This window comes from Frankia sp. CeCAU1 (genome assembly GCF_977971845.1).
Map to the genome: position 1 here is coordinate 1 of NZ_CDWWXA010000232.1, position 3,980 is coordinate 3,980.

General features: G+C 66.0%; 1 protein-coding gene and 2 pseudogenes. 1 reads left to right on the forward strand and 2 read right to left on the reverse strand.

What is annotated here, in order from left to right:
* Positions 1–269: 269 nt before the first annotated feature.
* Both AC08OO_RS22715 and AC08OO_RS22720 read right to left on the reverse strand, forming a co-directional pair.
* Positions 270–1,856, reverse strand: coding sequence for a recombinase family protein (locus AC08OO_RS22715; RefSeq protein ID WP_476611753.1), 1,587 nt, complete (start codon positions 1,854–1,856; stop codon positions 270–272).
* Between the two features lie 28 nt (positions 1,857–1,884).
* A pseudogene (locus AC08OO_RS22720) lies at positions 1,885–2,157 on the reverse strand (SAM-dependent methyltransferase); the annotation flags it as partial.
* Between the two features lie 917 nt (positions 2,158–3,074).
* Here AC08OO_RS22720 and AC08OO_RS22725 point away from each other — a divergent pair.
* Positions 3,075–3,980, forward strand: a pseudogene (locus AC08OO_RS22725) (GGDEF domain-containing protein); the annotation flags it as partial.

Below are 3,980 nucleotides of genomic sequence, written 5' to 3' on the forward strand. Positions count from 1 at the left end.
GCCGTCCGCCACCCCGGGGCATAACGGACAGCGTTCGAATGGTTTTGTTCCGCCGTGTAAGGGGGTGCGGCGGGGGATACCGTCTCCAGACGAGTGGGGACGGGTCCAAGCGGCTCACGCGCCGCGCTGGTCGGCCCGGCAACGCGCGCACGCGGCGGCCATGTTCGGGCTCGTGTTCCCTCCCTCCGGTGACGGATCCGCCGGTGCTCCGTGAGGCGGACGGCCACGCTCCCGCTGGTCGGGGGACGCGCGGCCGTCCACCGGCGGGCCTATGCGGCTTCGGTAGCGGCACCCTTCCACTCAACGACGATCAAATCCGGGTCGAAGCGGCTGCCCTTGTACCGGGCCTTCTTCACCACGACCGCGTTGATGTAGTCCTCGACGATCGCACGCTGCCGCGACAACGGGTAGCTGTCCCACTCGGCGCGGATGTTCGCGGGACGCGCTTTGACCACCGCGACAGTCGAAACGTGCTTCTTCCGCTCGGCGAGCAACTCCCTTTCCTGGTCCTCGAAGTGCCGAAGTAGATCAAAGTACCGATCTGTGCTGATCTTCCGCTCCTTGTAACCGGCGTTGAGTGCGGCTATCCGCTCCTGCGTGTCGGCAAGCTCGTTTTCCTTCGGCCATGTCGTGTCAACACGGGCCGCGGCCTGGCTAAGCTCCATCTCCACCTTGGCGATAAGAGCAGCAACGACGTAGGCATCGACCTTGGCGCCATCGCGTACGATCTTGGCGCATCCAAGATTCTGCGGGTTGCACCGGTAGGCGTACCCGCGTTCTCCCGGGCGGGGCATGCCCGACATCTTCCGGGTGCACTCCCCGCACCGGGTGATCCCGCTGAGCAGATAGCGGCGGGCGTTGTGGCCGGTCCCGGGCTGCTTCCGGCGACCGATCTTCGCCACGACCTTTTCCCACTCGTCCGGCGTGATGATCGGCTCCCACTGTCCGACCACAGGATTCCCGGCCGGGTCCCGGACGATTTCGACGTGTCGGCATGTCTCTCCGGTCTGCGGATTGACCGTCGACACCATCCGGCCACGCCATCCGCACAGACGTGGGTTCCGCAAATACGGCTTGATCGTGTTCACCCGCCACGGCTTCCCCCGGGTACCGGTGATCCCACGCGCGTTGAGATCGCGCACGACCGCATCCAACGGGATGCCCTCGGCCACGTCCCGGCAGACCCGCCGCACGATCGGCGACTCCACCGGATGCAACACGGCATGATCCTCAGCCCACCCGAACGGACGCGGTCCCGAGCCCGTTGATCCCTCCGCCTGCAACTCCAGGTGCTTACGGCGCACCCGCCGTGCGGTGTCCGCCGAAGACTTGTTCGCGCACGCAACCAAGATCCGGGCGGTGAACCGGCCATTGTCCGTCAGAAGATCAAAACCGCCGGTCAGACCCACCACCGGGCGGCGGTGATGCTCCACGATCTCAATCGCGTCTTCCAGGTCCCGGGGATCACGCGCCAACCGGTCCAAGTCATAGACGACCACGCCCTGAATCACACCGGAACGCAGATCGGCCAACATCTGTTCCCATAGCGGCCGGACTACCCGCCACACCACGGTGCCGTCCGGGAGACGTACCTTCCGCTTCTTGTACGCGGACGTGTCATTCTCGTTGTAGACCTTGCCCACCGTGCCACCGACCGAAGTCACCCACGCGCGCTCGTCCGCTTCCTGGCGGCCGGTACCCTTCTCATCCCTGGCCGCGTCGTCAGAGATCCGAAGGTACAGACCCCACACCCGACCATCAAACTCGACCAACGACCGGACATCGACCCCAGCATGCGGGTAAACAGCCGGAACCGGAAGCCTACGAACAGAACCGCCATCCACGACCATCGACATAACCAAAGTATATTTCGGAAAACATCCTCGTACCGATGTCGAGGAACTGGCGGATCCCGACCTCTCCGGCCAGGAACCGGGTCGCCCGTGTCATGAACGCCCGGTTCTCCCGGGCCGTGACGCGGGCGTTGGGGAACGCGGCGATGACCTGCTCGGCGGCCTCCCGGTCGGCCGGGAAGTTGTCCTTCCCGCCCAGGTAGTAGTCATACATCCGGGCCGTATGAGGAAGATCCATCCGCAGGTTCACCGGCTCCCGGTCCCCCGTAGTCGCTACCCACGCCGGGTCCCGTGTTTCCGTCACCGCTCCTCCATCCCCTTGCCGCTCGGACGTCCGCTCGCCACTCGGATGATGCCACTCGGATGCCACTGACGAGCACCCTAACGGCACGGGCAGGCACCATCCACAGCAGCCCTGGAGAAGGCCCGACCCTGGGGAAGGTCCTGCCCTGGAGAAGGCGGCCGCTGGAAACGGGCCCGGCCCGGCGGGGCCCGTCGCCTTTCCCACCCACACCCGGCTACGGAAATGGGAACGTCCCCACCGCTGCAACGCCGGCTCCACGCACCCGAACCGCCCAGTCCAGGCGCGATACCAAAACTTTAGGTTCATGTCCATTCACGGGTGAACCCGTGGTTTTCCCGTCCGGCGATCGCCGGGTGGGTGGCCAGGGGTAGCCAGCCAGGGGCAGCCGGCCGCTATCCCGGTCCTGCACGCAGGCGAGCCGCAGCAACACCGTCAGCAACGGGAGCACCGTCGGCGGACGTGGACGTTCATACCCTTGAGGTGGTGCCCGCCGGTCTTTCGACGGTGGCGGGAGCTCGGATTCGACCACCGCCCATACTCCTCGCCACGCTCCGCATAAAAAAGAAGATCTAAACCAGGATCTCCTGGAAGAGTGGCTTCGCTCAGGACACTGACCACCCGATTTCCAGCTATTGACTACCCGGAGGGGTGGTGCACCGCTCCCCGCCGACTGCAACGCTGTGACTCACTTCATACAACAAGGCAGCGGAAAGCCGATGGGAACCCTTGTCAACGTCGACAACGCTGACACGCTCACCGAGCTGTATGCGACGGACGGTGAACCTGTCACGCAGGTCAAGACGGTGACAGCATTGCACGATCAGGCGCGGTGTTCCGTCGACCGCCAACCGTCATGATCTTCGCTGGCTGTGCACGCAATACGGCGATCCGGGTTGACACCCCGCCAAGGAGAAATAATGACCCCCGCATACCCGATCACCCACGATAGGTGGTACACGCTGGCGAGGACGCCCGCCGTCGAGTTCTTCCAGGCGAGGACTCGGGAACTTGCCCCGCAGCAGCCAGTCGAATCCGGCAAGACCTGGGGAAAACTGGTCGTAAACCCGAAGACCCCCCGAATCGCTACGATTTCCCTCGACGCCGCTGCCCAACTGGCCACTGCGGCCGCCTGCCTCCGGACCGCCCGGCAGGTTCGCGGGACGGAGCGCCGCAGGCGGTTCGCCCGCCTCGCCGCTGGCGGCGTGCTGGTTGCCAACCTCGCGACGGCGGCGACGTTCCTCGCCGGCGGCTTCCTGACTGGCCGCATGTCCCCGAGCTATGCCGTCTTCCTCGTTCTCTACGGGGTGGCCCTGGCCGGGCTACTGTCCCTACCCACCGCACCGGCGGAAGGCCAGGGCGAGAACACCAGGACCGCGCGACACGGCGGATACCGCTGGCATACGATCACCCTGCTGGACTGTGTACTGATCGTCGGCTCGATCATCCTGCTGGCGTGGGGGACGACGCTCGCCGCGCTCGTCCCGGCCGGCCCGCCCGACCCCATCCAGCTCCTGGCCGCCCTGCTCCACCCGGTCGCCAGCCTGATCCTCGCCACGGCGGTGCTGCTGATCACCTGCTTCCGCCGGCCGCGTTCCCCGGCGGCGTCGGTACTGCTCAGCACGGGCCTGCTGATCGACGGACTCACCAGCAACATCTCCGTCTACAGCACCGCGCCGGACAGCCACCACCTTCCCCTCTGGGCCATGATCGGATTCACCCTCGCCTTTATGATGATCTTCCTTGCCACACTGCTACCGGCGCGCACGCACCCCGACAGCCCCACGCCCGACAGCCCCACGCCCGACAGCCCCACGCCCGACAGC